This is a genomic window from Streptomyces sp. NPDC027185 (assembly GCF_055567035.1).
Genome location: NZ_JBVHRF010000004.1, coordinates 67,941 through 88,006, shown reverse-complemented (window position 1 = coordinate 88,006; position 20,066 = coordinate 67,941). Strand labels below are relative to the sequence as shown.

The following is a 20,066-nucleotide window of genomic DNA, read 5'->3' as shown; positions in this document are numbered from 1 at the left end:
CCGTGCCCGACACCCCCGGGGCGCCCGCCCCGCAGCCCGCACCCGCCGGGACACCCGCCGCCCGGCCCGACTCCGCCGGGGCGCCCGCCGCCCCGTCCGGCACCCCCGGGGCGCCCGCCCCGCGGCCCGTGCCCGACCGGCCCGCCTCGCACCAGCTGCTGGCCGGCCGCACCGTCGTCGTCACCGCCGCCGCGGGCACCGGCATCGGCTTCGCCGCCGCCCGGCGGTGCGCCGAGGAGGGCGCCCGGCTCGTCATCAGCGACCGCCACACCCGCCGTCTGGCAGAGGCCGCCGACCGCCTCGCCGAGCACACCGGCACCCGCCCGCTCGCCGTGCCCTGCGACGTCACCGACGGCGACCAGCTCGACCACCTCATGGACACCGCGGCGCGCGAGTGCGGCGCCCTCGACGTACTGATCAACAACGCCGGGCTCGGCGGCACCGCCTCCGTCGCCGAGATGACCGACACCCAGTGGGACACCGTCCTCGCCACCACGCTGACCAGCACTTTCAAGGCCACCCGCGCCGCGCTGCGGCATATGATCCCGGCCGGGCGCGGCACCATCGTCAACAACGCCTCGGTCGTCGGCTGGCGCGCCCAGCGCGGCCAGGCCCACTACGCCGCCGCCAAGGCCGGGGTGATGGCGCTGACCCGGTGCAGCGCGCTCGACGTCGCCGCCCACGGCATCCGCGTCAACGCCGTCGCCCCCAGCCTCGCGATGCATCCGCACCTCGCCAAGGCCGCCGGGGCCGAGCTCCTCGCCGAGCTGCGCACCCGCGAGGCGTTCGGCCGCGCCGCCGAGCCCTGGGAGGTCGCCAACGTCATGGTCTTCCTCGCCAGCGACTACGCCTCGTACCTGACCGGCGAGGTGGTGTCCGTCAGCAGCCAGCACCCCTGACCGGCGCCGGCGGGGTCAGACCGCGCCGCCGTGTCCGAGATCCAGCAGCTCCTCGTGGAAGCCGCCGAACCCCCGCTCCCGGTCGACGAGATGGATCTCCAGGATCCAGTGGCAGCGCCGCCCGAGCCCGTCGTCCCGCCGCATCGGGCGGGCGCTGCCCGGCGCGATGTACGAGTCGATCTCGGCGCCGTCCACCTCCTCGTGCGGGAACTCGCCCAGCAGATGGCCCGAGTGCGGCCCGCCGAACCCCCAGCCCGCCGCCTCGGCCAGCCGTACCACCTCGGCGTACAGCTCCTCGCCGGTGATGTCGGGGCGCGCTTCGAAGTAGCGGCGTCCGGCGTCGAAGAGCACCGGCAGATCGTCGCGGAGCCGGTGTTTGACGGGGTCGTCGCCGAGGACGAAGGTCCGGCCGAAATCCGCCTCCCACTCCTCGAAGAGCGGGCCGAAGTCGCAGAAGACGATGTCGTCCTCGCCGATGATCCGGTCCGGCGGGTTCTGCCGGTAGGGCTGGAGGGTGTTGGGGCCGGAGCGCACGATCCGCTTGTGCCAGTACCGCCGGATGCCGAACAGCTCGCGGGCCAGGTCCCGTACCGCGTCGCTGACCTCGCGCTCACCGCGTCCGGGGGCGACCAGCCCGCGGGCGCCGATCTCCGCGAAGAGCGCGGCGGCCTGTCCCTGGGCCGTCAGCAGCGCCGCCGTACGGGCGGACTCCCCGGCCGTGCCGACTTCCGGATCCTGTGTGCCCGCTTCCTGGGTCATGCCGCACAGGCTAGGAGAGATCGGCACATCCGGCACGGTGGGCTCCGCATCCAGGGGACGCAACAGGCCAGGTCGGAGCGGTCCCGGCTCGGTCTCGCGGCCACCTTGCGCAGCCTGACCGTCACATTCAGGTAACCCCGGTGAAACCCTTGACGGCTTTCTGATCCGTTCTTAATCTCGCTCGTAGTTCGTACTTTGCAGTAAACGTGCTGCGGCGCTTTCCGCAGATTTTTGGACAGGCACAGACATAGACCACCTGTCGGTGGTTTCGTCATGCCTGTCTTTTCGTCTTTCCCCGCCACCGATGGGTCCTTCCTTCAGAGGCGGATTCATGGCACAACGTCCGAGCGTCAACGGCGTCGCCGACGTCGTCGGCCTCATCGATGGCCTGGGAAAGATCACCGGCCGTGCGCAGGTCGTCTGGTTCCTCGTCTTCGGCGGGCTCTTCCTCGACGCCTACTCCAACGCCGCGCTCAGCGCCGGTCTGGGCCCGATGACGACCCAGATGCACCTGACCAGTACCCAGGTCTCGGTCCTCACCGCCACCGCCCCGGCGCTGGCCATCCTCTTCAACCCCGCCGGCGGCTGGCTCGCCACCCGCTTCGGCCGGGTCCCCCCGCTGCTGCTCGCCAAGGTCTTCGCCATCGCCGGCGCCCTGCTCGCCGCGTTCGCCGGGGACTTCACCGTCGTCTGGCTCGGCCGCGTCCTCGTCGGCGTCGCGTACGGCATCGACTTCGCGGTGGCGATGGCGCTGCTCGCCGAGTACACGCCCGCCAAGCAGGGCGGCCGCCTCAACCTCTGGCAGGCCGTCTGGTACGTCGCCACCACCAGCAACCTCGCCCTCGCGCTGCTCTTCTTCCACCTGGACGTCGGCGCGGACATCTGGCGCTGGTCCGTCGGCTCCGCCGCGGTCGTCGCCGCCGCGCTGCTGATCGGCCAGTGGGCGATGCTGAAGGAGAGCCCGACCTGGCTGGCGGGCAAGGGACGCCTGGACGACGCCGTCGCCAACCTCGACAAGCTCTACGGGATCAAGGCCGTCGCCGGCCGCCCCGACGAGGCGACCCGCGCCGCCACCGCCGCCCCGGCGCCCGGCTTCCGGCAGGCCGGGGTCCTCTTCAAGGGCGCCTACCTGCCGCGTACCGTCCTCTCCTCGGTGATCTCCCTGGGGCAGTCGATGCAGTACTTCGCGGTCGGCTGGTACCTGCCGGTCATCAGCCTGTCGATCTTCGGCGAGAGCTTCGAGAAGGCCACCGTCGGCTCCATGGTCTTCAACGCCTTCGGCATCGTCGGCGGTCTCCTCTCCGCCTACGCCGGGCGCCGCCTGGGCCTGCGGCTCAGCTCCGCCGCCGGGTTCGCCGGGGTCTTCGTCGCCCTCGTCGCGATGGGCCTGACCTTCGGGAAGGTCCCGCTGGCCGTCGCGTTCCTGCTGCCCGTGGTCTTCATCCTCTGCCACGCGGCGGGCCCCGGCGCCAACGGCAAGTCCATCGCCGCCCTCTCGTACAGCAGCGACGTACGGGCCCTGGGCACCGGCGTCACCGGCATGGTCGGCAGCTTCGGCAGCGTCGTCGGGCTGTACGTCTTCCCGCAGATCAAGGACGGGCTCGGGCTCGCCGGGACCTTCCTGGTGCTCTCCGCCGTACCGCTGCTCGGCCTGATCACCTGCCTGGTCATCAAGTGGGACCCGACCAAGGCCGGGATCTCCCCCGACGAGGCCGCGGCGCAGGACCTGGCCGCCGCCCCGGAATCCGCCCCCGCCGCCCCCGCGCGCTGACCCGGGCCGGGGCCCCGCCCCGGCACACGATGGTCCCCGCTCGACCCCGTACCGCACGCTCGTAAGTGAAAGGGCCGCTATGACGCAGACGTTCACCGGCGCCGCCGGCCGGCGCGGTGTGCTGGCCATCGACGAAGGCACCACGGGCACCCGGGCCGGTGTCGTCCTCGACTCCGGCGCCGCCCACCAGGTGTTCTACCGCTCGATCGCGGTCAGCCACCCGGACGACCTGGCCGTCGAGCAGGACCCGGCCGAGATCTGGACCGCCACCCTCGACGTGGCCCGGCGCGCCGTCGCCGCCGCCCGCGAGGACAGCATCGGCATCACCGCGGTCGCCCTCTCCACCCAGCGGGCCACCGCGATGCTGTGGGACGCCGCCACCGGCGAACCGCTGCTGCCCGCCGTGGTGTGGCAGGACCGCCGCTACGCCCACGAGCTGACCGGCTACGAGGCCGAGTGGGACGCCCGGCTGCTGGCCCGCCAGGGCCGGCCGGTCGGCGCCCGCGCCCCGTTCCTCTGGGCCGCCCGGCAGATCGCCGCGCACCCCGAGGTCGCCGCCGCCCACCGCGCCGGACGCCTCCGCTTCGGCACCGTCGACACCTGGCTGATCTGGCGGCTGACCGGCGGCGCCGTCCACGCCACCACCCCCACCAACGCCGCGTCCAGCGGCGGCTACCTGCTCGGCGCGCACGCCTGGGACGAGGAGTGGATCGGCCACCTCGGCTTCCCCCTCGACCTGCTGCCCGAGCTGCGCTCCGACGACGCCGGGTTCGGCACCACCGACCCGGCGGCCCTCGGCATCGCCGTCCCCGTCGCCGCGTCCATGGGCGACCAGCACGCCGCCCTCATCGCCCTCGGCGGACTCGAAGCCGGCCAGGGCATGTGCATGTACGGCACCGGCGCCTTCGTCGACGCCGCGACCGGCACCGAACCCGCCCTGCCCCGGCCCGACATCTCCGGGGTGCTCGCCCAACCGGGCCGGCGGCAGGGCGACACCAGCCACTTCAGCCTGGAGGCGTACACCTCCACCGCCGGCTCCGCGCTGCGCTGGCTCTGCGACGACCTCGGCCTCTTCGCCTCCCCGAAGGAACTGGGGGAGGAGGCCGGGCGGGTACCGTCCCGGCCCGGCCGCACCCCGCGCTTCGTCCCGGCGCTCGCCGGGGTCCGTACGCCCGTGTGGCATCCGGAGGCCACCGCGGCGCTCACCGGACTCACCCTCGCCACCACCCGCGCCGACCTCGCCCGCGCCGTCCTGGAGGGCATCGCCCACTCCGTCTGCGACCTCATCGACGGCGTCGCCCACACCATGGGCGCGCCCTTCACCCGGCTCCGCGTCGGCGGCGGCGTCTCCGGCAGCGACCCGCTGATGCAGATCCAGGCCGATCTGACCGGACTGCCGCTGGAGCGCGCCGCCGACTCCGCCACCGCCAGCCTGCGCGGCACCGCCTACCTCGCGGGCGTCGCCCAGGGCCTGTGGTCCTCGCTGGACGAGGTGGTGGAGGCCCAGCCGCGCGGCCGGATCTTCACCCCGTCCGCCGACGCCGCCGACCGCGACCGCCGCCGCGCCGACTGGTACGACCTGCTCGCCACCCACCTGCACGAACGCGCCCTGCCCCCGCACGCCCCCCACTGACGGCCCGCGCGCCGTCGCCCGGACGGTCCGGCCGACCCCCGGACCGCCGTCAAGGAACACCAGGAGTTGATGTTGTGATCACCATGCCCGCCCGGAAGCCGCGGCGCAGCGCCGCGGCCACCCGCCGCTCGGCCCTGCTGCTCGACCGCGCGGCCGCCAAGCGCGACCTCGCCGACGAGACCTACGACGTCCTCGTCATCGGCGGCGGCGTCACCGGGGCGTACGCCGTGCTCGACGCCGCCTCCCGCGGACTGCGCGCGGCGCTGATCGAGAAGGACGACTTCGCCTCCGGCACCTCCTCCAAGTCCTCGAAGATGATCCACGGCGGTCTGCGCTACATCGAGCAGGGCAACGTCAACCTCGTCCGCCACTCCCTCCTGGAGCGCCACCGCTTCCGCAAGAACGCCCCGCACCTGGTGCACCGGCTGCCGTTCCTCTTCCCGATCCTGGAGAAGGAGGGCGTGTTCGACGCCCGCCTCGCCAAGGGCTTCGAGGGCCTGCTGTGGACGTACGACCTGGTCGGCGGCTGGCGCATCGGCAAGCTCCACCAGCGGCTGACCGTCCCCGAGGTCCTGGCGCAGGCCCCGACGCTGCGCGCCGAGAACCTCAAGGGCGGCCTGGTCTACTTCGACGCCCGCACCGACGACGCCCGCCTCGTCCTGACCCTCGTCCGTACCGCCGCCGCGCTCGGCGCGACGGTCCTCAACGGCGCCGCGGCCACCGGGCTGCTGATGCGCGGCGGCAAGGCGTCCGGCGCCCGCGTCAGCGCCGACGGCGACACGTTCGACGTGCGCGCCCGCGCCGTCGTCAACGCCACCGGCGTCTGGGCCGACCGGATCGACGCGATGGCCGACGAGCACCACGCCCCGCAGGTCCGCCCCGCCAAGGGCGTGCACATCGTCGTGCCGTGGGAGAAGGTCCGCATCAACTGCACCGTCACGGTGCCGATCCCGGGCCGCGCCCGCCGCGCCACCTGCACCCGCTGGGGCGACCGCGTCGTCCTCGGCACCACCGACGAGGACTACCAGGGCTCGCCGGACGATGTGCACTGCACCCGGCAGGAGATGGAGTTCCTGCTGGAGGGCGCCAACACCGCCTTCGAGGGCAAGCTCACCCCGGACGACGTCGTCGGCTCCATCGGCGGGCTGCGCCCGCTGGTCGGCGGCAAGGAGGGCGCCACCCTCGACATGCGCCGCGATCACCACATCACCGTCGGCACCGGCGGCATGGTCACCGTCACCGGCGGCAAGCTCACCACCAGCCGTCACATGGGCGAGCTGGTCATCGACAAGGTGATGACCGTCCTCGGCCGCAAGGCCCCCAGCCGCACCGTCAAGCTGCCGCTGCTCGGCGGCGCCGGCTACGACGCCGAGGCGGTCGCCGCGTCCGGCGGCCTCGCCGCCCACCTCGGCGAGCGCTACGGCACCGAGGCCCGCTTCGTCGGCGACCTCATCCAGGACGATCCCGCGCTCGCCGCACCCGTCGTCGCCGGACTGCCCTACACCAAGGCCGAGGTCGTCTACGCGGCCCGCGCCGAACTGGCCCGCTCCGTCGACGACGTCCTCTCCCGCCGCACCCGCGCCCGGCTCTTCGACCGCGACGCCTCCGCCGAGGCCGCCCCGGTCGTCGGCGCCCTGCTCGGCCAGGAACTGGGCCTCACCCAGGACGAGGTGGACCGTTCGGTCGCCGCGTACCTCGACTCCGTCCGCCACGAAAAGACCGTCCTCCTCGAAGGAGCAGCAGCATGATCAGCCGTCAGACCATCACCCACCCCTTCAACCGCGGCAACTACACGGTCGGCGCCCCCAGCTTCGCCAAGTGGGCCAAGGACCGGCCGGTCGGCGACGGCCCGGCCGCGCTCCAGAACGATCCGGTCGAGGTCCCCGAGTCCGTCATAGCGGCGCTGCGCGGCGCCGCCCGCGCGGTGCACACCACCCGCGACGAGGTCGTCACCCGCACCCGCGACTGGTGGGCCGGTTCGATGATCGGCGAGACCGAGGGCCGCCCGGCGACCCCGGACGCCGTCATCGTCGAGGCCGCCGACGCCGACCAGATCGCCGCCGTCCTGCGCATCTGCCACGAGGCCGGCATCCCCGTCACCCCGTCCGCCGGACGCTCCAACGTCACCGGCGCGGCGCTGCCCGTCTTCGGCGGCGTCGTCCTGGACGTCTGCGGCCTCGACGCCATCACCGGCTTCGACGCCGAGTCGAACATCGTCGACGTCCAGGCGGGCATGTTCGGCGACCTCTTCGAGAAGCAGCTCCAGGAGGAGTACGGCGTCACCACCGGCCACTGGCCGTCCGCGTTCGCCGTCTCCACCGTCGGCGGCTGGATCGCCTGCCGCGGCGCCGGCCAGCTCTCCACCCGCTACGGCAAGATCGAGGACATGGTCGTCGGCCTCGACGTCATCCACGCCGACGGCACCCGCGCCACCTACGGCGACTACGCCCGCGCCGCCGTCGGCCCGGACCTGCGCCAGCTCTTCATCGGCTCCGAGGGCACCCTCGGCGTCATCGTCGGCGCCCGGCTGCGCGTCCACCCGCTGCCCACCTACGCCAAGGCCGTCGCCTACGGCTTCGCCACCTTCGCCGAGGGCCTCGACGCCTGCCGCAAGATCATGCAGCGCGGCGCCACCCCCGCCGTCCTGCGCCTGTACGACACCCTGGAGTCGGGCACCCACTTCGGCCACCCCGAGACCAACCTGCTGCTCATCGCCGACGAGGGCGACCCCGTGATCGTCGACGCCTCGATCGCCGTCGCCGCCGACGTCTGCGCCGCCTACGGCCCCGAGCTGGACAGCGACGCGGTCTTCGCGCGCTGGCTGGACGAGCGGATGCTGGTCGGCAAGTCCGCGGACGGCTTCACCCCCGGCCCCGGCTTCGTCGCCGACACCCTGGAGATGGCCGCGTCCTGGACCGACCTGCCGGTCATCTACGACGAGGTGGTCGCCGCCATCCAGTCGGTCGAGGGCACCCTCGCCGCCTCCGCCCACCAGTCCCACGCCTACACCGACGGCGCCTGCGTCTACTTCTCGCTCCGCGGCGACGTCGCGCCCGAGCGCCGCCGCGACTGGTACCGCGCGGTGTGGGACGCCGCCAACGCCGTCCTGATCAAGCACCGCGCGGCGCTCAGCCACCACCACGGCTGCGGACTGCTGCGCGGCCCCTACCTGGAGGAATCGCTCGGCGCCGGCTTCGCGACGTTCACCGCCGTCAAGCAGGCCCTGGACCCGGCGGGCATCCTCAACCCTGGCAAACTGGGCCTGCCCAGCCGCTTCGGGACGTCCCCGCTGAGCTGACCGGAGTACGTCCGGGCGGCCCGGCTCCCACCGGGCCGCCCGGCGGCTTCCGCCGCTTGGCCCTCTCCCGACGGGTAGGCCCCTTTCACCGGAAGGTTCCGCCATGGCCCCCTCCCCCCGGTCCGGCGCCCCGCTCGACCCCCGGCTCACCTCGGCCCTCGCCGAGGTCCCGGTCGTCGCGTCGGTCGTCGGCAGCCAGCCGCTGCGCCAGTTCCTGACCGCACCGGCCAAGATGTGCATCCTCGCGTCGTTCGCCGTGGGGCAGCTGCCCCAGGTCGTCCCGGCGCTGGGCCGGGCGGGGAAGGCCGTGTTCGTCAACGTCGACTCCAGTCCGGGCCTCGCCCAGGACCGGGGCGCGCTGGAATTCCTCAAGGACCTCGGCGCGCACGGCGTGGTGAGCACCCGGCTCTCCCTCATAGAGAAGGGCCGCCCGCTCGGTCTGCTGACCGTCATGAAGGTCTTCGTCACCGACCGGTCCAATCTGCGCCGCTCCCTCGACGCCGTCTCGCGCGGCGCCCCCGACCTGGTCGAGGTCATGCCCGCCCCGATCATCGGCCGGATGAACGCCACCTCCCGCCGTGCCATGTCCCCGTCGATCGCCGCGGGCTTCGTGGAGTCCCCGGCGGACGTGGCGCTGGCCCTGGCCCAGGGCGCGAGCGCCGCCGCCACCTCCGACCCCCGCCTCTGGCATCTGCGCCGCGACCAGCTCCCACCGGTCCCGCCGTCCGCCCTCAAGAGGCCCGCCGCACCCCAGGAGGGGTGAGTAAAGGGGCCGTGCCTGCCCGGCGGGGCCCGGCACGCTCCCGCACGGCGCCGCCGTCGCACACCGACGCGCCGCGCCGGCTCACCCCCCGCCTCGCGCTCGCCCGCACCGGACCCCACCGGGCCCGCCCCCGACCTCACCCTTCCAGGAGTAAGCACCCATGACTTACGTGGTCATCGCCCGCTACCGCACCCTGCCGGGTGCCCAGGACACCGTCCTGCCGCTCCTCGACGCCATGGCCACCGCCTCCCGTGCCGAGGAGGGGTGCCTGGGCTACCGCGTCCACCAGGGCATCGAGGACCCTCGCGACCTCGCGCTCCACGAGGAGTACCGCACCGAGGCCGACTTCACCGCGCACTGCGCCTCCGCGCACTTCCGCGACCTCGTCCTCGGCAAGATCGTCCCGTTGCTGGAGAGCCGCGAGGTGCTGCGCTGCGCGCCGCGGGCGGAGGTGGCCGCGTGAAAACCCGTGCCGCCGTCCTGCGCGCCGTCTCCACCGACCGCCCCTACGCCACCACCGCGCCGGTCGCCGTCGAGGAACTGACCCTCGGCGCGCCCCGCGAGGGTGAGGTCCTCGTCAAGATAGCCGCGGCCTCGCTGTGCCACTCGGACCTCTCCGTCGTCAACGGTGACCGGGTCCGCCCGCTGCCCATGGCGCTCGGCCACGAGGCGGTCGGCGTCGTCACCGAGACCGGCCCCGGGGTCCGCCGGGTCACGCCGGGCGACCATGTCGCGCTGGTCTTCGTGCCGAGCTGCGGCTCCTGCGCCGACTGCGCCCAGGGCCGCCCCGCGCTCTGCGCCGCCGCCGCTGCCGCCAACGGCTCCGGCGGACTGCTGCACGGCCCGTCGCTGCTGACCGACGCGGCGGGGGAGAGGGTCCACCACCAGCTCGGCGTCTCCGCCTTCGCCGAGCACGCCGTCGTCGCCCAGGAATCCCTCGTCCCGATCCCGCGTGACGTACCGTTCGCCGTCGCCTCGATGTTCGGCTGCGCGGTTCTCACCGGCGCGGGCGCGGTCATCAACACCGCGGCGCTCCGCCCCGGCCAGTCCGCCGTCGTCTACGGGCTCGGCGGCGTGGGGCTGTCCGCGGTGCTCGGCGCCCGCGCCGCCGGGGCGTACCCGATCGTCGCCGTCGACCCGGTCGCCGGCAAGCGCGAGCTGGCACTGCGGCTGGGCGCCTCGCACGCGTACGCCCCCGACGAGGCGCCGGCCGCGATCCGTGAGCTGACCGGCGGCGGCGCGGAGATCGCCGTCGAGGCGGTCGGCTCGCCCGCGGTGATGGCCGCCTGCCTGGACGTGGTCGGCCGCGGTGGCAAGGTCGTCTCGGTGGGGCTGCCCGCGCCCGGCCGCACGCTGGAGGTCCCGGCGCTGGCCTTCGCCGGGGAGGGCAAGTCGCTGCTCGGCTCGTACATGGGCGACGCGGTGCCCAGCCGTGACATCCCGCGCTTCCTCGACCTGTGGCGGGCCGGTCTGATGCCGGTCGAGCTGATGCACACCGGCACCCTGCCGCTGACCGGCATCAACGACGCCCTGGAGGAGCTGGCCTCCGGCCGCGCCATCCGCCAGGTCCTCGACACCAACGGCCTCCTCGACGGCTGACCCGCCCCCGTACGCGCGCCCGGCACGGTATTCCCCCGAACCTGCCGGGCGCGCCCCCGCGCCCGCCGGGTCGCGGCGCGCCCCGGGGCGGCGCACGGTGAAAGGGAGGGGCCGCGCGGCGGACGAGCCCCCCGGGCGCCGGGTGTACGGAGCGGCGGGAGTGAGCAGGCGCCCGGTGAAGGATGACGCGCCGAGCCGCGAGGAGGAGCCGCCATGACCGTCCCGCAGCCGCCCGGACCCCCCGGGCCGACCCACCCCGACCCCGTGCCGCCCACACCGGGCCCGGGACCCGGACCGCCCGGTCCGACCCCGGGCCCCGGGCCGGGACCGGTACCCGCACCGGGACCGGATCCCGTCCCCGGCCCCGTCCCGGCGCCCGAGCCCGACCCGATCCCGCCGAATCCGGCCCCGCCGACGCCGGGCCCGGCGCCCGGTCCGGCCCCCGACCCGGTCCCGGCGCCGCACACGCCCTGAGCCGGACCGCGCCCGCCCTTCCGAATTCCTGTAACGCGTTCTACTGTGCCCACGGCTCCAATATCCGACGGCCCGTCAGAAACCGTCGGACCGGCAGCCGTTGACGGAACGGACGCACACGTACGGGACGAAGGGGAGGGGCCGTGCACCTCGCATACACCCCCGCACAGCAGCGGTTGCGCGCCGAACTGCGCGGCTACTTCGCCGCGCTGATGCCCGAGAACACCTACGCCCAGGACGCCGACCCCGCCGCCCGCAAACGCTTCTACCGCGCCACCGTGCGGCAACTGGGCGCCGACGGCTGGCTCGGCGTCGGCTGGCCGAAGGAGTACGGCGGCCGCGGGATGACGCCGATGGAACAGTTCGTCTTCTTCGACGAGGCGGCCCAGGCGGGCGTCCCGCTGCCGCTGATGGCGCTCAACACCGTCGGCCCCACCCTCATGAAGTACGGCACCGACGAACAGAAGGCGTACTTCCTGCCCCGCATCCTCTCCGGCGAGATCGACTTCGCCATCGGCTACAGCGAACCGGACGCCGGCACCGACCTCGCCGCCCTGCGCACCCGCGCCGTCCGCACCGGCGACGAGGACACCGGCCACTACACCGTCGACGGCCAGAAGATCTGGACCACCAACGGTGACACCGCCGACTGGGTCTGGCTCGCCGTCCGCACCCGCCCCGCCGACGCCGCCACCCCGCCGCACAAGGGCATCACCCTGCTCCTCGTCCCGACCGACGACCCCGGCTACTCCTGCACCCTCATCAACACCCTCGCCTCCCACGACACCACCGCCAGCCACTACGACCGCATCACCGTGCCCGCCGCCCGCCGCGTCGGCCGGGAGAACGAGGGCTGGCGGATCATCACCAACCAGCTCAACCACGAACGCGTCACCCTCGCCGCCCACGGCACCATGGCCATCCGCGCCCTCCACGACGTCCAGCGCTGGGCCGCCGCCACCCGCCTGACCGACGGCCGCCGCGTCATCGACCTCGGCTGGGTCCGCAACCGCCTGGCCCGCACCCACGTCGCGCTCGACGTGATGAAACTCCTCAACTGGCAGATGGTCGACGCCCTCGAACGCGCCACCCTCACCCCGCAGGACGCCTCCGCCGTCAAGGTCCACGGCTCCGAGGCCCGCCGCGACGCCTACGCCTGGCTGATGGAGATCCTCGCCGCCGCGGGCCCCCTCAAGGAAGGCTCCGCCGGCGCCGCCCTCCACGGCGACCTGGAACGCGGCTACCGCTCCGCCGTCATCTTCACCTTCGGCGGCGGCAACAACGAGATCCAGCGCGAGATCATCAGCTGGATCGGCCTGGGAATGCCACGGGTACGGCGGTGAGCCGCGCGCCCGCGGCCGGCTTTCCCGCCTCCTCCTTCCCGCGGTACGGGAGCCCGGATCCGGCGCATGCCCCCGTACGACGGAGAACCCGCAGGTGCGCGCCTGTACCAGATCAGGGTGTGATCGTCAGCACCTCGTCCACCGAGCGCCGGGGCGTGGCGGGGCCCTCCGGGCCGTAGCCCAGGCGCAGGATCATCTGGACGTGGCCCGTCCCGGACACCGGGTCGCGCAGGATCCAGCGGAGATCGGGCCATTCGACGGGCTGGGTCGCGAAGGAGCTGACGACTCCCCGGCGGGTGGCCCGCAGCAGGACGCGTTGCAGGGCCTGGCCCGCGCGCAGCCAGTCGGCCGGGGTGTCGCCCGGGGTGCTCAACGTCGCGATCTGCGGATGGCGTTCGAACCTGGCGTACGGCCGGTCCGGCCGGGCGCTCCGCCCCGCGAAGTCCCGGACCGGCGCCGTCATCTCCGGGCGGGGGCCGAAGGCGTCATCGGGGACGCCGTCGTCGGCCGGCGGCCCGGCGCCCGTCCGGGTCCAGCGGCGCTGTTCGGCGTCGCGCGCCTGGTCCATCCGGTTGTACCCCTCGGCCTGTGTGATCAGGTCGAGGACGGTCTCGCGGTGCGGGCCGGTCAGGAAGGTCAGACATGCCCCTTCCGTGCCGGCGGCCGCGGTGAGTGCCGCGCGTACCGGCGGTGGCAGCTCCTGGTCGGTGTAGGGCAGACGGCTGGTGTGCCGGGCGCGGACCGCGGGGTGGAGACCGGCGAGCTCCGCCTCGCCGGGGTCCTGCCCGCCGGGTGCGGTGGCGTCGAGGCGGACGACGGCGAGGATGCCGGGCCGCCGCGGGTCGGGCAGCAGGACGGGCGCTGCGCGCAGCCCGGCGTGGGCCGCGGAGACCCGCAGGTTCAGCAGCGCGGCCCCGCAGCTCAGGTGGAGGGCACGGCCGAGCGGGTCGCTCTGCGGGAGGGCGCGTTCGGGGTCGGCGGTGAGGGTCAGCGTGTGGTCGGCCCGGGCGTAGTGGAACCGCCAGGGCTGGGTGTTGTGCTCGGACGGCGCGGTGACGGCGTCGGCCACGAGGGCCCTCACCAGCGTGTCGTCGGGAACGGGAGCGGACACCGGCACCTCCCCGGACGGAGCGGAAGGCCAACGGCCGTGTCCCTTCCAGGGTCACCGGTGCGGCCTGCCCGTACCAGGGCCGCTGGTCCCTGTCCGCGCTCCGCCCGGGGGGCCGATCGGCTCATGCCGGGGAAGGCGGCACCCGCCATGCTGAAGAGGTGAGGGCCGTGCGGCGCCCGCGGAGGTGGCAGGACACGCCGGGCGGCGCGGAGGAAGGAGCCCGGCATGCAGCACCGCACCGTGGGCGAACTCATGACGCGGAAGGTCGTGAGCGTCCGGCTGGAGACGCCGTTCAAGGACATTGCGCAGACCCTGGCCGACCACGCCGTGAGCGCGGTCCCGGTCCTCGACGGCCTCGGCCGGCCGGCCGGGATGGTCTCGGAGGCCGACCTCCTGCGGAAGGTGGCCGACCGCTCCGACCTGACCGGCCGGACGCCGCTGCCGCACCTGGAGGCATGGGAGCAGGAACGGGCCGAGGGCCGCACCGCCGGGGAGTTCATGTCCGCCCCGGCCGTGTGCGCCCACCCGGAGTGGACGGTCGTGGAGGCCGCGCGGCTGATGGAGGTGCAGAACGTGAAGCGGCTGCCCGTGGTCGACGACACTGACCGGCTGCTCGGCATCGTCAGCCGCAGTGACCTGCTCCGCGTCTTCCTGCGGCAGGACCGGGCCATCGAGGAGGAGATCGCCCGGGAGGTCGTCGGCCGCCTCGCCCGGCTCGGCGCCGCGGGCGTCACCGCCGACGTGGCGCGAGGACAGGTCACCCTGCACGGCACGGTGGACGATCCGCTCCTGATCCCCGTCCTGACGCGGATGTGCGCGAGCGTCGACGGCGTCGTCTCGGTCGCCGCGGACGTGAGGGCGAAAACGGAGGCGTGACACCCGCCCGGCGGGTGCCGCCGCGGCCCGCGGCGGCACCCGGGACGGATAATGGCGGTGAGGTTCCCGGCGAGCACAGGGGGCACCATGTCCGACATTCCGGCGGCCGGCGCACCCACCCGGGTCTTCCTCGTGGACGACCACGAGGTCGTACGCCGGGGACTGCGCGACCTGATCGACGACGAGCCGGACCTGACGGTGGCCGGGGAGGCGTCCACGGCGGACCAGGCGCTGGCCCGGGGGCCCGCGCTGCGGCCGGACGTCGCCGTGCTGGATGTCCGGCTCCCCGACGGCGACGGCATCTCCGTCTGCCGGGAGCTGCGCTCGCGGATGCCTGGGCTGGCGTGTCTGATGCTGACTTCGTTCGACGACGAGGAGGCCCTGCTCGACGCGATCATGGCGGGCGCCGCCGGATACGTGCTCAAACAGATCAAGGGTTCCGACCTCGTCGCGGCGGTGCGGACCGTCGCCACCGGGCAGTCGATGCTGGATCCCGCCACCACCGCGCGGCTGATGCGCTCGCTGCGCGGCCCCGGACCGGCGAAGCCGCCGGAGGAGGAGCGGCTGGCGGTGCTGTCGGAGCGGGAGCGCTCCGTGCTGGAGCTGATCGGTGAGGGGCTCACCAACCGGCAGATCGCCCAGCGGCTCCACCTGTCGGAGAAGACGGTGAAGAACCACATCTCCCGGCTGCTGGGCAAACTGGGCGTGGAACGCCGCGTCCAGGCCGCGGTGCTCGCCACGCAGGCCCAGGACTCCGCCGCCGGGCACGGCCCGGGGGAGGGCCGGCGCCCGGGATAGCCCTCTCACCCCCGGCCGGGCCGTACGGGAACACGCCACTCCAGCCTCGTGCCGCCGGTGGGCCCGGCCCGTGCGCGGACGGTGAGGGAGCCGCCCAGCCGCTCGGCCCGCTCGGCGAGGTTGCGCAGCCCGCTGCGGGCTGCGTCCGGCGGGATCCCCGCACCGTCGTCGCTGACGGTCACCGTCAGCACCCCGTCGTCGACGGCGACGCGGACCTCCGCCCGGCGGGCCCGCGCGTGGCGGGCCACGTTGGTCAGCGCCTCGCCGAGGACGGCGGTGACCTCCTCGGCCGCCTCGGGCGGTACGTCGGTGTCGAGCAGGCCCTCCATCCGCAGGGCGGGGGCGAAGCCGAGCGCCGGCGCGGCCGTGTCCACCGCCTTGACGACCTGGTTGCGGAGCTTGGGGGCGGCGCCGGGGCGCGGGTGTTCGCGGAGGCCGAAGATGGTCGAGCGGATGATCTTGATGGTGGCGTCCAGATCGTCGATCGCCCGGTTCAGCCGGTCCGCCGCCTGCGGATGCTCGACGAACCGCCGGGCGCTCTGGAGCGTCATCCCGGTCGCGAAGAGCCGCTGGATCGCCAGGTCGTGCAGGTCGCGGGCGATCCGGTCGCGGTCCTCCAACAGGCTCACCTGCTCGGCGTCGCGGCGCCTGGCGGCCAGTTCGAGGGCGAGCGCCGCCTGTTCGGCGAAGCCCGGCAGCGGGGTGACCTCGGCGCTGCCGAAGGCCGGGCGCCCGCGCCGCCGGGCCAGCACCAGCACCCCGCTCAGGCGTTCCTTCGTCCCGACCGCGACGGCCACCGCAGGACCGGAGTCCGTCCAGCGGTCCGGCAGTGCCGTGACCCGTTCGTCGCTCCCGGCGTCCGCCACCGTGACCAGGCCGTTTCCGGACAGCGCCGCGGCGAGCAGGGTTCCCTCGATGGCTGGCAGGACCACGCCGCGGTGGCGCTCGGCGCCGTCACCGCGGGCCAGCGAGCCGCGCAGCTCACCGCCGGGGCGGACGCGGTAGAAGACGCCGGTGTCGGCGTCCGCGATGTCGGCGGCCTGCTCCAGCATGCCGTCGAAGACCTCGGTCTCCGCCGCGCCGGACAGCAGGGCGCTGGTCAGATCCGAGCCCGCGGCCAGCCACCGCTGCCGGATCCTGCCCTGCTCGTAGAGGCGGGCGTTGTCGATGGCGAAGCCCGCGGCGACGGCCAGCGTCGTCACCACGGCCTCGTCCTCGTCGTCGAAGTCGGCCCCGCCGCGTTTCTCGGTGAGGTAGAGGTTGCCGAAGACCTCGTCACGGACGCGGACGGGCACCCCGAGGAACGAGTGCATCGGCGGATGGTGCGGCGGGAAGCCGTAGGAGGCGGGGTGCTCGGACAGTTCGGGCAGGCGCAGCGGCCGCGGGTCGCGGATCAGCTCGCCGAGGAGCCCGTGGCCCGCGGGCAGCGCGCCGATGCGGGCCCGCAGGTCGTCGTCGATGCCGACCGTGACGAACTGCGCGAGCCTGCGGTCCTCGCCGATCACGCCGAGAGCGCCGTACCGGGCGTCCACCAGGGTCACGGCCGCCTGCACGATGCCGCGCAGCACCTCGGGCAGCTCCAGTTCCTCCCCGACGGCGATGACCGCTTCGAGGAGTCCGTCGAGCCGGTCCCGGGTGCCGCGGACCTCGTCGATGCGTACCCGGAGTTCGTCGAGCAGCTCGTTGAGCCGTAGCCGGGGGACCCTGCTCGTCCGCGGGTCCGTGCGCCCCATCGTCACCTCCGCCCGGCCCACCGGCGGTACTTTCCGGGCCCCTCCTCACCGTAGCCCGGCGGCCCGCCGCCTTCCTGTCGATCTCGCCCGGCCCGCACCGCCGGTTCGCCGTCCCGCGCCGTCCGGCCCCGTACGCGCTGGGCCGACGCGTCCGCCGGCGCGGGCGGGCCCGGCCGGGCGGGTGCCGTGTCCCGGCCGGGGAGGCGTACCGGTCCGCCGGCGCAAGGGCCGTCGGGCCCCGTGGTGTGCGCCGGGCGGACCTTCCGGGGCGGGCGGGTGTGCGGCAGCGTGGGAGGAGCCGGGGGAGCGCTCCGGCGGGGTGCCGCCGGGTGGCCGACGGAGCCCGGCCGCCCGGCCCCCGGGGCCCCGGTCCGCCGCACGATGAGGGACGTCCCATGGCCGCGCAGCTGTTCACCGTCGCAGACGTGATGACACGTCAGGTCGTCGCCGTCCGGCGCGACGCCGGATTCAAGGAGATCGTCGCGGCGATGGCCCGGTGGAAGGTGACCGCCGTGCCCGTCGTCGACGCGGCGGACCGGGTCATCGGTGTGGTCTCCGAGGCGGATCTGCTGGCGAAGGAGGAGTTCCGCGACCACCGCACCGGGCTCGTCGAGCAGCGGCGCCGCCTCGACGCCACCGCCAAGGCGGGCTCCCGCCGCGCCGCGGAGCTGATGGCCGCGCCCGCCGTCACCGTCGGCACCGCCGCGACCCTGCCCCAGGCCGCCCGGCTCATGGCCACCCACCACGTGAAACGGCTGCCGGTCACCGACGAGCACGGCACCCTGCGGGGCATCGTCAGCCGCGCCGACCTGCTCAAGGTCTACCTCCGCCCGGACCGGGACCTCGCGGCCGAGGTGCGCCGCGATGTCGTCGAGCCGCTCTTCCCGCACGCCCGCCACCGGATCGCCGTCGCCGTCGACGCCGGTGTGGTGACCCTCTCCGGCGAGGTCCCCGACAGCGCGGTCGTCCCGCTGGCCGCCCGCCTCACCCGCGCCGTGGCGGGCGTGGTGGACGTACGGTGCGAGCTGACCGCCCGGCCGTTCCGTACGGACGTTCCTCCCCCGGCCCCCGGCCCGCCCGCCGCCGCTTCCTAGGGCGGGGGTACGACGACCACGGGGCAGGCGGCGTGGTGCAGCAGTTCACGGACGGTGGAGCCGAGGCGCGTACCGAGGCGACCGCCGCGGCTGCCGCGGCCGACGACCACCGCGAGAGCCCGGTGCGAGGCGCGGCCGAGTTCCCTGGCGGGGCGGCCCGGCGTGATCCGCCGCTCGATCGGGACGTCCGGGTAGCGCTCGGCCCGGCCCGCGACCGCCTCGGCCAGCAGCCGGCGGCGCTCGGCCTTCTCCCGGGCGGCGTCCTCGTGCGGCACGGCGTCCTCGTGCGGCACGAGCGGCCCCGGCCACACCCAGACCGCCCGCAGCCGCGCCTCCCGCAGGGCGGCCTCGGCCACCGCGAAGCCGATGGCCGCCCGGCAGTCCCGCCCGCCGTCCACCCCGACGACGACCAGCGGGGGATGCACGGCCGCGGGCCCGGGGCCGCGGATCACCGCGACGGGACAGCGGGCACGCGCCACCAGCGGGACGACCACCGCGCCCTCCCCGAGGGCCTCGGTGACCCCGCGGAGCCGGCGGGCCCCCAGGACGGTGAGGGCGGCGCCCGCCGTCCGCTCCTGGAGCACGGCGGCCGGGGCTCCGTCGGTGAACTCGGTCGCGGTCCACAGCCCGGGGTGCAGCTCCCGTACGAGGTCCTCCGCCGTCGCCAGCGCCGACTGCGCACGGATACGCAGGGCGCCGCGGCGGCCGGACGTGCCGTACCAGGGCTTCTCGGGGGCGGGGGCGGCGGTGACCAGGCGCAGCCGCAGCCCGCGGAGCGCGGCCTCGTCGGCGGCCCACACCAGTGCCGGGACCGGCAGTTCGCGGGGGTCGACACCGACCACGATGTCGTTCATGTCGCGTCCTTGCTGGGAAGGTCGGGTGGGGGAGGAGCACGCTCCCGGCGCGCCGGTCGGGGGCCGTGCGCCTCACAGGTCTTCTCCGGCCGGTGCCGGTCGCCGCCGGGGGACGACGGCGACCGGACAGGCGGCGTGGTGCAGCGCCCGGTGGACGGCCCGGCCGACTTCCAGCCCGAAGAGCCCGTCGCCGCGCCGCGCCCCGAGCACCAGCAGATCGGCGGCGGCCGAGCGGTGCGTCAGCACCCGGCGCGCGGTTCCCTCGACCGCGCTGCGGCGCAACCGCACCTCGGGATGGTCGCGAGCCGCGGCATCCACCGCCTTGTCCAGCAGCTCCGCGGCCCGCTCCGTGTGGTACGCACCGGGGGCGCCGGCCAGGAGGGGGTGGTCGGTCGGTTCGTGGAGCGGCCGCCGCCAGGCGCGGACCGCGTCGAGTTCCGCGTGCCGCACCGCCGCCGCACGGAAGGCGAACCGTACGGCCGGTGAGTCCACGTCGTGGTCCCCGACGCCCAGCAGGATCCGTCCGTGGCGCCCCTCCAGGGCGTACCGGTCGCCCCGTACGACGACGACCGGGCAGTGGGCGCGGGCGGCCACGAGCAGACTGACGGAGCCGAGCAGCAGCCCGGCCAGGGCGCCCCGCCCGTGGGCCCCGACGACCAGGAGCGCGGCGTCCTGCCCGGCGTCGAGCAGCGCGCCCACCGCGTCGGCGGGGACCACGTCCGCCGTGACGGCCAGGCCGGGCGCGCGGCGTGCGGCGCGTTCGGCCGCGGCGGCGGCGGTGTGCTCGGCGCGGATCTGCTCCGCGGGCCGGTCCGTCGCCCAGGACGGCGCCGTGCCCTCGTACCGCTCCCACAGCGAGGCGTGGACGACGCGCAGCCCGAGCCCGTGCCGCACCGCCTCGTCCACGGCCCAGTCCACGGCCGTGAGGCTCGCGTCGGAGCCGTCGGCCCCGACCACCACGGGCAGTTCCATCGTCCCCACCGCCTTCCCGGTCACGAGGTGGCTTGCTGCCACGCTCGCGCCGGGAGCGGCGCGCCGCTAGGGCCGGTCGGTACCGGACA

The 20,066-nt window shown here is 74.9% G+C and carries 17 protein-coding genes; 12 read left to right on the top strand and 5 right to left on the bottom strand.

All coding sequences use genetic code 11. The annotated features are described in order from the left end of the window. The first annotated feature begins 128 nt into the window (after positions 1 to 128). Complete coding sequence (locus ACZ4M8_RS13935) at positions 129 to 899, top strand: SDR family oxidoreductase (protein WP_467608003.1); 771 nt, start codon at positions 129 to 131, stop codon at positions 897 to 899. Between the two features lie 15 nt (positions 900 to 914). Here ACZ4M8_RS13935 and ACZ4M8_RS13930 read toward each other — a convergent pair whose 3' ends face one another. Then, positions 915 to 1,658, bottom strand: a complete 744-nt coding sequence (locus ACZ4M8_RS13930; RefSeq protein ID WP_467606727.1) for a M24 family metallopeptidase — start codon at positions 1,656 to 1,658, stop codon at positions 915 to 917. Between the two features lie 331 nt (positions 1,659 to 1,989). Between ACZ4M8_RS13930 and ACZ4M8_RS13925 the strand changes: the two genes are divergently transcribed. The 8 genes from ACZ4M8_RS13925 (at position 1,990) to ACZ4M8_RS13890 (ending at position 12,539) form a co-directional block, all read left to right on the top strand. Then, positions 1,990 to 3,429: an MFS transporter gene (locus ACZ4M8_RS13925; RefSeq protein WP_467606726.1), complete on the top strand. Its 1,440-nt coding sequence runs from the start codon at positions 1,990 to 1,992 to the stop codon at positions 3,427 to 3,429. A gap of 79 nt (positions 3,430 to 3,508) precedes the next feature. After that, positions 3,509 to 5,062 (top strand): FGGY family carbohydrate kinase, encoded by a 1,554-nt coding sequence (locus ACZ4M8_RS13920; protein ID WP_467606724.1) that lies wholly within the window; start codon positions 3,509 to 3,511, stop codon positions 5,060 to 5,062. Positions 5,063 to 5,136: 74 nt separating this feature from the next. Beyond that, the gene (locus tag ACZ4M8_RS13915) at positions 5,137 to 6,810 is read left to right on the top strand and encodes a glycerol-3-phosphate dehydrogenase/oxidase (RefSeq protein ID WP_467606722.1); all 1,674 of its coding nucleotides are present in this window, start codon (positions 5,137 to 5,139) and stop codon (positions 6,808 to 6,810) included. Then, entirely contained in the window at positions 6,807 to 8,360 is a 1,554-nt protein-coding gene (locus ACZ4M8_RS13910) for an FAD-binding oxidoreductase (RefSeq protein WP_467606720.1), read from the top strand. The genes ACZ4M8_RS13915 and ACZ4M8_RS13910 overlap by 4 nt, the downstream gene beginning before the upstream one ends. A 103-nt stretch (positions 8,361 to 8,463) precedes the next feature. Next, complete coding sequence (locus ACZ4M8_RS13905) at positions 8,464 to 9,123, top strand: glycerol-3-phosphate responsive antiterminator (protein WP_467606718.1); 660 nt, start codon at positions 8,464 to 8,466, stop codon at positions 9,121 to 9,123. Positions 9,124 to 9,283: 160 nt separating this feature from the next. After that, positions 9,284 to 9,586 carry a putative quinol monooxygenase gene (locus ACZ4M8_RS13900; protein ID WP_467606715.1) on the top strand — a complete coding sequence of 101 codons (303 nt, stop codon included), beginning with the start codon at positions 9,284 to 9,286 and terminating at the stop codon, positions 9,584 to 9,586. Beyond that, positions 9,583 to 10,722, top strand: a complete 1,140-nt coding sequence (locus ACZ4M8_RS13895; RefSeq protein WP_467606714.1) for a zinc-binding dehydrogenase — start codon at positions 9,583 to 9,585, stop codon at positions 10,720 to 10,722. Before ACZ4M8_RS13900 ends, ACZ4M8_RS13895 begins: the two co-directional genes overlap by 4 nt. Positions 10,723 to 11,339: 617 nt before the next feature. Then, entirely contained in the window at positions 11,340 to 12,539 is a 1,200-nt protein-coding gene (locus tag ACZ4M8_RS13890; protein ID WP_467606711.1) for an acyl-CoA dehydrogenase family protein, read from the top strand. Positions 12,540 to 12,651: 112 nt separating this feature from the next. On the opposite strand, the gene ACZ4M8_RS13885 is transcribed toward ACZ4M8_RS13890, so the two are convergent. After that, entirely contained in the window at positions 12,652 to 13,650 is a 999-nt protein-coding gene (locus tag ACZ4M8_RS13885; RefSeq protein WP_467606710.1) for an Acg family FMN-binding oxidoreductase, read from the bottom strand. Positions 13,651 to 13,875: 225 nt separating this feature from the next. Here ACZ4M8_RS13885 and ACZ4M8_RS13880 point away from each other — a divergent pair, with 225 nt between their 5' ends. Next, positions 13,876 to 14,526, top strand: coding sequence for a CBS domain-containing protein (locus ACZ4M8_RS13880; RefSeq protein ID WP_467606708.1), 651 nt, complete (start codon positions 13,876 to 13,878; stop codon positions 14,524 to 14,526). Between the two features lie 87 nt (positions 14,527 to 14,613). Continuing rightward, positions 14,614 to 15,324 (top strand): response regulator, encoded by a 711-nt coding sequence (locus ACZ4M8_RS13875; RefSeq protein ID WP_467606706.1) that lies wholly within the window; start codon positions 14,614 to 14,616, stop codon positions 15,322 to 15,324. Positions 15,325 to 15,329: 5 nt separating this feature from the next. Here ACZ4M8_RS13875 and ACZ4M8_RS13870 read toward each other — a convergent pair whose 3' ends face one another. Then, positions 15,330 to 17,057: a sensor histidine kinase gene (locus ACZ4M8_RS13870; protein WP_467606704.1), complete on the bottom strand. Its 1,728-nt coding sequence runs from the start codon at positions 17,055 to 17,057 to the stop codon at positions 15,330 to 15,332. A 395-nt stretch (positions 17,058 to 17,452) separates the two neighbouring features. On the opposite strand from ACZ4M8_RS13870, the gene ACZ4M8_RS13865 reads away from it, so the two are divergent. After that, positions 17,453 to 18,151 (top strand): CBS domain-containing protein, encoded by a 699-nt coding sequence (locus ACZ4M8_RS13865; protein WP_467606703.1) that lies wholly within the window; start codon positions 17,453 to 17,455, stop codon positions 18,149 to 18,151. On the opposite strand, the gene ACZ4M8_RS13860 is transcribed toward ACZ4M8_RS13865, so the two are convergent. Both ACZ4M8_RS13860 and ACZ4M8_RS13855 read right to left on the bottom strand, forming a co-directional pair. Next, complete coding sequence (locus tag ACZ4M8_RS13860) at positions 18,148 to 19,005, bottom strand: universal stress protein (protein ID WP_467606701.1); 858 nt, start codon at positions 19,003 to 19,005, stop codon at positions 18,148 to 18,150. The genes ACZ4M8_RS13865 and ACZ4M8_RS13860 overlap by 4 nt on opposite strands. 72 nt (positions 19,006 to 19,077) lie before the next feature. Further along, positions 19,078 to 19,977: a universal stress protein gene (locus tag ACZ4M8_RS13855; protein WP_467608000.1), complete on the bottom strand. Its 900-nt coding sequence runs from the start codon at positions 19,975 to 19,977 to the stop codon at positions 19,078 to 19,080. Positions 19,978 to 20,066: the final 89 nt, after the last annotated feature.

Bases quoted from the DNA above. Each gene is read 5' to 3' on its own strand.
- ACZ4M8_RS13930 (WP_467606727.1), bottom strand. From the start codon at position 1,658: ATGACCCAGGAAGCGGGCACACAGGATCCGGAAGTCGGCACGGCCGGG.
- ACZ4M8_RS13925 (WP_467606726.1), top strand. From the start codon at position 1,990: ATGGCACAACGTCCGAGCGTCAACGGCGTCGCCGACGTCGTCGGCCTC.
- ACZ4M8_RS13920 (WP_467606724.1), top strand. From the start codon at position 3,509: ATGACGCAGACGTTCACCGGCGCCGCCGGCCGGCGCGGTGTGCTGGCC.
- ACZ4M8_RS13910 (WP_467606720.1), top strand. From the start codon at position 6,807: ATGATCAGCCGTCAGACCATCACCCACCCCTTCAACCGCGGCAACTAC.
- ACZ4M8_RS13905 (WP_467606718.1), top strand. From the start codon at position 8,464: ATGGCCCCCTCCCCCCGGTCCGGCGCCCCGCTCGACCCCCGGCTCACC.
- ACZ4M8_RS13900 (WP_467606715.1), top strand. From the start codon at position 9,284: ATGACTTACGTGGTCATCGCCCGCTACCGCACCCTGCCGGGTGCCCAG.
- ACZ4M8_RS13880 (WP_467606708.1), top strand. From the start codon at position 13,876: ATGCAGCACCGCACCGTGGGCGAACTCATGACGCGGAAGGTCGTGAGC.
- ACZ4M8_RS13875 (WP_467606706.1), top strand. From the start codon at position 14,614: ATGTCCGACATTCCGGCGGCCGGCGCACCCACCCGGGTCTTCCTCGTG.
- ACZ4M8_RS13870 (WP_467606704.1), bottom strand. From the start codon at position 17,057: ATGGGGCGCACGGACCCGCGGACGAGCAGGGTCCCCCGGCTACGGCTC.
- ACZ4M8_RS13865 (WP_467606703.1), top strand. From the start codon at position 17,453: ATGGCCGCGCAGCTGTTCACCGTCGCAGACGTGATGACACGTCAGGTC.
- ACZ4M8_RS13860 (WP_467606701.1), bottom strand. From the start codon at position 19,005: ATGAACGACATCGTGGTCGGTGTCGACCCCCGCGAACTGCCGGTCCCG.
- ACZ4M8_RS13855 (WP_467608000.1), bottom strand. From the start codon at position 19,977: ATGGAACTGCCCGTGGTGGTCGGGGCCGACGGCTCCGACGCGAGCCTC.